This window comes from Arcicella sp. GW458-12-2-14-TSB2 (assembly GCF_059423785.1).
The window spans coordinates 1-1,019 of record NZ_JBWKYN010000364.1; the positions used below are offsets into that span (position 1 = coordinate 1).

Here is a 1,019-nt window from a genome sequence, read left to right on the forward strand (position 1 = left end):
TCTTCAATAATTTTAACGATTATTTTTTCGTCAAAATTAAAATTTATTGTTTTTATTCTATTTTTTCTATGTGTTTTCTTTCTTTTCTTCATCTAAATTATTCCAGATGAAATCCCGAATAAATTTTGTTCGTCCAGACCAAGTGAATCAAGTTCCTCTTAAGTAATCACTAGTTCTTTGGATACAGTTAAAATTTGCGGATAAAATATTCTAACTTTTGGCATTTGATTATTGATTAGGAAGGGTGTTCATTAGCTTTTCTATTATTATGTCATTCTATTAAATGCTATTTTTTCAATCTCAAAAGAATCAACCATTCCAATAGATGAAGCAACATTTCTTGCCTCAACCCAGAATTGTGCCACAAAAGCATCAAGGTCATCGACCTCTATTCATTCTCCATCCCAAAGCCGTACCGAATTCGTGTACGAATCAATTTCCACATATTCTCCTATTTTTGTCATTTTATTTAATTATAGTTTTAACCTTATTATAAGGTAAGTTATTTATAGTATCGCTTGAAAAGGTTTGATGAAAGCTATCTTCTTGATATTTATCTCCTAAAACTTGCCTTTGAATTGTATCACGCTGAGCTAAAATATAATAAATCGATTCATACTTCTTTTGTGTTGGGCTAATCCCTATTTTGTGAGTATGATTAGCCTCTGAGATGCACCCTTGAATAATTCTGACTAGAAAAATGAAGGCTACAATTGCTGCGGTAAAATGGACGAATACTTTACTGATTTTCTTCATTTTCTTTCCGATTGTTTAATTGGTTAACGTTTAATAAAAATATGTGGTAAATTATGCTTTGAATAACTTTCCCAGTTCACACTGTTCCTTACAGTTATAAACTCATTCCATTGATTGATGAATTTATTTTGTTCAGCTTTGCAATCAGGATAATTGTACATCTTCATTAGTTCACGGAAAATATTAAAATTATTCATGTCAAAATAAAACGATGCTAAAGTATCAACACTGGCTTTTCCATCTTTAATCATTGGTATTTTCAC

Annotated in this window: 2 protein-coding genes; both read right to left on the bottom strand. The window is 30.1% G+C overall.

Translation table 11 applies throughout. The annotated features are described in order from the left end of the window. Positions 1–465: 465 nt before the first annotated feature. Complete coding sequence (locus tag AC07XN_RS24475) at positions 466–756, bottom strand: hypothetical protein (protein ID WP_494744949.1); 291 nt, start codon at positions 754–756, stop codon at positions 466–468. 23 nt (positions 757–779) lie between these two features. Then, a partial coding sequence (locus AC07XN_RS24480; protein ID WP_494744950.1) for a hypothetical protein occupies positions 780–1,019 on the bottom strand: 240 nt, incomplete at its 5' end.